General features: G+C 59.4%; 6 protein-coding genes and 1 pseudogene. 1 reads left to right on the top strand and 6 read right to left on the bottom strand.

All coding sequences use genetic code 11. The features are described from left to right. The first annotated feature begins 400 nt into the window (after window positions 1-400). Entirely contained in the window at window positions 401-691 is a 291-nt protein-coding gene (locus MKD50_RS29955) for a hypothetical protein (RefSeq protein ID WP_018003654.1), read from the top strand. A gap of 170 nt (window positions 692-861) precedes the next feature. On the opposite strand, the gene MKD50_RS29960 is transcribed toward MKD50_RS29955, so the two are convergent. The 6 genes and pseudogenes from MKD50_RS29960 to MKD50_RS29985 form a co-directional block, all read right to left on the bottom strand. Continuing rightward, the gene (locus MKD50_RS29960; RefSeq protein WP_012354780.1) at window positions 862-1,332 is read right to left on the bottom strand and encodes an Lrp/AsnC family transcriptional regulator; all 471 of its coding nucleotides are present in this window, start codon (window positions 1,330-1,332) and stop codon (window positions 862-864) included. A 134-nt stretch (window positions 1,333-1,466) separates the two neighbouring features. Then, complete coding sequence (locus MKD50_RS29965) at window positions 1,467-1,700, bottom strand: hypothetical protein (RefSeq protein ID WP_145987456.1); 234 nt, start codon at window positions 1,698-1,700, stop codon at window positions 1,467-1,469. Between the two features lie 991 nt (window positions 1,701-2,691). After that, window positions 2,692-3,501, bottom strand: a pseudogene (locus MKD50_RS29970) (transposase); the annotation flags it as partial. Between the two features lie 110 nt (window positions 3,502-3,611). Continuing rightward, a complete protein-coding gene (tnpB, locus tag MKD50_RS29975) occupies window positions 3,612-3,887 on the bottom strand; it encodes an IS66 family insertion sequence element accessory protein TnpB (protein WP_012354783.1) in 276 nt (91 codons plus the stop codon). 369 nt (window positions 3,888-4,256) lie between these two features. Beyond that, a complete protein-coding gene (locus tag MKD50_RS29980; RefSeq protein WP_012354785.1) occupies window positions 4,257-4,595 on the bottom strand; it encodes a serine hydrolase in 339 nt (112 codons plus the stop codon). Window positions 4,596-4,662: 67 nt separating this feature from the next. Further along, window positions 4,663-5,451, bottom strand: a 789-nt coding sequence (locus MKD50_RS29985) for a serine hydrolase domain-containing protein (protein ID WP_147298080.1), incomplete at its 5' end; no start/stop codon positions are given.

Genomic DNA, 5,451 nt, shown 5'->3' on the forward strand with positions numbered 1-5,451 from the left:
TGGTAATCTGTGTCGCCTTCGGCCGTCAGCGATGCTCGTCGGCAAGCACCGAGAGCCCCAGGCCAACGTGGCTGAAGTAGCGGCGATTGAACATTGCCGCCAACGAGTGTTGGGTCGGCGCGACTGGCAAGGAAGCAGGCGTTGCCGTGGAACTGGGACGCCAGCGGCTTCACAGTGTGGCGCCCGGAGCAGCGCGCTCACAAAATGTGCTCTCCAGACGGATATTTGCGTATGCTACCTTCGCGGACAACCATGTTAGTCATGGAGGGACGCGCCAGTCTGCGTGGGGCCGTCGCTTGGGCCGCGAGGGTGATCGCGGCCGCAGACGAGCAGCTCAGGGATGAGATTTTGGGGGGCAGTAGCACTGTCGGCGGGCGGCGAGATCGGCTGAATCACCGGCTTGGGTCTGCTTGCAGAGTTGACGGAGGCAATTGGCTACATCCAACGAGACGATGACTTCAAGCTCATCGGCCGCGCAGCCGAGCGCTGGCAGCGGACCATGGTGGGCGACTGGTCGATCGGGCGCCGACGCGGCGAATGGCAGAGGCAGCCGCCGCTGGATGAGACGCTTCGCGAACGCCTACGACAACTGCTGGACGCGCCAGCCCCTGAGCGCAAGGCGCAGGAGCAACTCGAAATATTGACGAAACCACTTGATGGCGATCAGTCTTTTCCGCAAGTGCGCGAATGACTGAATCGCAAGCGATCCGACGCGTTCAGCCGCGTGGGGGACGGCACGTCGGCCGAAGAGATTACCCGGCGGCTACTGGTGCGTGGCACGCCAACAGCCTTTGCCCCGGCGCTAGCTGTACTGGTCATGCAACGCAACCTTGAAGGGAGAGGGCACATCCGACGATGAACCTAACGCTGCAACGGTAGGGGCAGTGCGGTCTTATAACGAACCTGCTTGAGCGCGAAGCTAGAGCGAATTTTCTCGATTCCTGGAATCGGCGTAAGTTGTTCCAGGATGAATCTCTCCAAGGCAGCCATGTCGGCCACTGCTACCCGAATCAAATAATCGCTATCGCCTGTCATTAAATAGCACTCCATCACTTCGTCGTATTCGGCGATGCGGCGTTCGAACTCTGTCAAGGAGTCCTTACTTTGGTATTTCAAGTTAATTGAGATAAAGACATTCAGCCCTAGGCCTAGAGCGGAAGCACTGACAAGTGCGACATAGCGCCGTATTACGCCGGCACTCGCGAGGGCTTTGACCCGAGCAAGACACGGCGACGGAGAAAGATGAACGCGGCGCGCTAGTTCAACGTTCGTTAGAGCGCTGTTCTGCTGGAGTTCATCGAGAATTCGCAGATCTGTTGTGTCGAGATTCATTGATGCCTACACAATATTTTCGCCCCGCATTGTCCAGTCCCAGCCAATCTCCACGCCGGCGTAAGCTGATATCAGACGCCGACAATTGCGACGACGCCAACATCGATTCGCTTGGACAGACTCAACGCGTTGAACTACCAGGCACGCTCGGGGTACAACCGGTGGATACGTCCGACGAGTTTCCAGCCTAGCAAAATGCCGACCATGGCTGGCAATGTGGATCTTGTAATGGCGGTTTCGCCGACTGATGCTGGCGCCGGTTCGTGTTCCACAACCTGCACATATTGATGCTTGGTGGGGAGTTGGAAACCGACGATGGAATTGATTTCAATCACAAAGGAGAAGATCATGGACTCGGCCTCAAACATCTTTAGTCCACCGGATAGAACGCTCCTCTGTGTCCGCAAGGTGATATACGTCAACAACACGCCTATCATGTACGGCCGCGCATTTCTCCCCTCCGGGGTGTCCGATGGGATCGTTGAAGAATTGAGTGATCGCTTTATTATTGACGCACTCCGGCGACATAAGGACAACATCAGGGATATTTCGCTCTTATCGATGCAGCGCCCGCCTCACACGAAGCATGTCAAGTATTTTCGATTCCCACTGCCTACCCAACATTGCGCCGCCTCTACAGCCTGAAAGCGAATAGTCCTACAACGTCAGTTATTGGCGTGGTCGAATCCCCGTTCGATCGACTAGCTTGCTCTGCGAGCTTTGAAGCGACCTACTAAATCATGTCGCGTCGACCCTCGTCGTGATCCGCCTATTGGCTCCCACACATGCTCCATATTGGAGTTCAGGAAGAGCCGCCTCATCACCGCATTGCCCCAACAATTTCCCTTCCGGCTGATGCTGAAAATCTCCTGATGCTACCTATGCATGGCTTAATATTCATCGCTCGCCTACCGGGCAGCTTAGACCGGTAGGCGCAAGCACAGAAGGCTGGGCAGATTGCAGATTTTCATCTACGGCTTTGGCGGGTGTCGCCAACCAAGCGATTTTTCGAGGTCATTGGCAACGGCCTGAATCTCTCGAGTGCTCCAATGGGCCAGGACAACCGCTCGACCCGTTCGTGACAGGAAGGTTACTTTCAAGCGGCGTCCAAGCGGATCTGTACAACCTTGTCCCATGGCATTAGTTCGGCGACACGGGTGAAGTGGGAGGCGAGCAAATACGCCGCAGGTAAGCCTCCGAATCGAGATCATTCAGGTTGGCTAGAGCCACCGCCGAATAGACGGCGGCGCCGCGTTCGCTGCTACGTCCGTTGTCGACTGACTCAATGCGCAGCCCATCGGCTTCGCGGTATCGCTTTTGGACGATACCTTGCTCAGCGCCGAGCGTAGCCAGACCTCTCTGTGGTCGCCGTCCTGGCTCCTTCAAGACCTGGAGAGTGGTCTCGTCGCCGTAGATGATGTCGGAATCAAGCAGCGTGTCGCGAAGCAGGTTGATCACCGGCTGCACGGCCTGGCCCACGCGCACCATGCTGGCGGCGATGGTATTGGCCGAGATGCGCCGCCGAAGCGGCGCAGCAATGCGGCTTGGCGATACAGGGGCATGCCTAACTGGTACTTGCCGGGGCAATCCAGGCCAGCGCCGACTCGGTGAACAGGCCACGGGGGATGATACGCGGCAGCGCCGGCGTGACCTTGATGCCCAGATCGCAGCACGGGCAGGCACGCTTGACGCGCTGGTGCTGGATGACACGGACCTGTTCCGGGAGCACGTCCAGTTGTTCGCTGATCTCAACGCCGATCTCGACCAGCGCGTGGCCATCGTGGGCACAGAAGTGTTCGGACTCCGGCAGGTCGTGACGCACCACTTCGCGTGGCAGCTTGGGACGAGGGACTTGCGACCACGCTTGTTGCGGGTGTGAGCGGCGATCTTCGTGCCGGGCACGTCTTCCTGTGCAGGCTGTGCGGTGGCGGTGAGTGCTTCGGCCTCGTTGAACAGCCCGAGTTGGCCCGTATCACGTGCTTCGCTCTTGGCACCGAACAATTCGCGCCGATAGGCACGCAGTCGTTCTTCTGCCAGCTCGCGTTCAGCTTTTACCAAGCGCAACTCACCCCGAAGTACATCACGTTCGAGGCGAAGCTGGCGCGCTGCGTCGCGTTCTGCGAGCAACTCCTCAAGTTCTTCAGCAGTGATCGTGACGTTGACGGGCATGGCCGGTTGGACCGACATGCCCATCCGAGAGTTCAACTCGTTCGCACGTAGATGCGTTGGGGATGCTTCCTGATGACTGCGATGTCGATGCCGTCCAGCAACCAATGCAACTAATCGACGGTGAGCGTGACGATATCGGTCGTGTCCGGCCACACGAAGCGATCCTCGGCTTCCAATCGCTTGAGGAATAACCAGAAACCAGCACCGTCCCAGCCGAGGATCTTGATACGGTCGCACCGTCGGTTGCCGAACACGTACAGCGAGTGGTCAAACGGGTTGAGCAACATCGCCTGCTCCACCAGAATCGACAGCCCGTTGATCCCCATCCGGAAGTCCACCGGCTCGCGATGCAGGAATACCTTCAGCCCGCTGTCGAACCGGAACACGGCATCCTCCCCAGCATCTGGACAATCATCGTCAGTCCTGGGAGATCCGCCTGGCTCAGATCCAGTTCGACGCCATTGGGCAATCGCACATCCAACGCGACGGCCATACAGGCGGAGGTTGGATCGACTGACGTCGCCTCTGAGATAGACTCAACGGCCACGAATGCTAAGGGTCGGTTCTCGGTCATTGTTCTCGTCTGCGTCTGTTGCACAGGCGCGCCGGGCCCCCTGGCCGCAGACAGGCCTCAACCAGTGCTCGCTTGCTGGCGTTGTCGTATCGCTTGCGACCCCTGCTGTTGCCGCTGACAACTTTCAGTTCCGGCGATGCTTCGCTCATCAATGTTCTCCTGAAGTAGGTGGAGAACATCATCACCATTCAGCATGCCATTTGATAGACGCCGATGAAAGACTGCTTACGTTGTACTCGCCGGGCGAGCCGACGGAGGGCGCTTCGCCGGCCGTGCGACGCACGGCGAATCCCAGTCCGAATCCATAGCCGGCTCCGGGCAGATAGAGCGATCCAGGTGCGATCCCATTGGCCACGTGGTCCGCAGTCATGGACTCGATTGTCCGGGGGCTGAGGTAGCGCCGACCATCGAGTGAGCCGCCGTTGGCCAGCATCTGCGCAAAGCGGGCATAGTCTTGCGCCGTGGAAACGAGGCCGGCACCGCCCGACTCGAACTTCCGGGGCATGCGGGGATCAAACATGCGGAGTCCCGGCACGACCTCCTCGTCGTCGGAGAAGGGCTGGACAAGTTTGGCATGCTTAGCAGCCTCAGGGAAGGCCGAACCCAGTGTCCTTCATTCCCAGTGGGGCAAAGAGCCGCCTGCGCATGATGGTGCCCAAGGTTTGGCCTTCCACTACTTCCAGCACGCGGCCCAGGACATCGGTGGAGAATCCATATTCCCAGGCCGTGCCTGGCTGATTCTGCAGCGGCAGCGCCGCTACCCGGTCTGCCAGTTCGGCATTCGTGAAGTCGCCGTGGAGTCCGATCTGTGCGGCCCGGTACAGGCGCTCGACCGCAGAATCGCCGAAGACGCCGTAGGTGATGCCCGAAGTATGCCGCAACAGGTCGTGCACGGTTATCGGCCGTAAGGTACCCACCGACTCCAGAGTCTTTGCGCCAGTGGCCGGGTCCTTCCGCTCGACACCGACCTTCATGGTGGCGAAGGCGAGAAGGAACCGCGACAGCGGTGCATCGAGCTGCAGCTTGCCTTCCTCCACCAACATCATGGCGACAACCGAAGTCATGGGCTTGGTCATCGAGTAGATCCGGGAGATGCTGTCCTTGCTCATGGGCGTGCCATGCACCGGATCCTGCTGCCCCACAGCTTCGAAGTAGGCGACCTGGCCGTTCCGCACGATCAGCATCACTGCCCCTGGCACGCGTTTGGATTCCACCTGGGACTGCATCCAGTCGCCGACCGCGCCGAGCCGTCCCGCGGACATTCCGACCTCGGCTGCCGCCACTGGCGCGGGCAGGCGCGCGCAGGCTACTGTAGTGGACGCGAGAAGCGACAGCGCAACGCTGAGTCTTGCGAATGTTGGAAGAATGAGCATTAG

The sequence above is a fragment of the Cupriavidus mimosae genome, from assembly GCF_023952485.1.
Lineage (GTDB): Bacteria > Pseudomonadota > Gammaproteobacteria > Burkholderiales > Burkholderiaceae > Cupriavidus > Cupriavidus taiwanensis_C.

Bases quoted from the DNA above. Each gene is read 5' to 3' on its own strand.
- MKD50_RS29960 (WP_012354780.1), bottom strand. From the start codon at position 1,332: ATGAATCTCGACACAACAGATCTGCGAATTCTCGATGAACTCCAGCAG.
- MKD50_RS29965 (WP_145987456.1), bottom strand. From the start codon at position 1,700: ATGTTTGAGGCCGAGTCCATGATCTTCTCCTTTGTGATTGAAATCAAT.
- MKD50_RS29980 (WP_012354785.1), bottom strand. From the start codon at position 4,595: ATGTTTGATCCCCGCATGCCCCGGAAGTTCGAGTCGGGCGGTGCCGGC.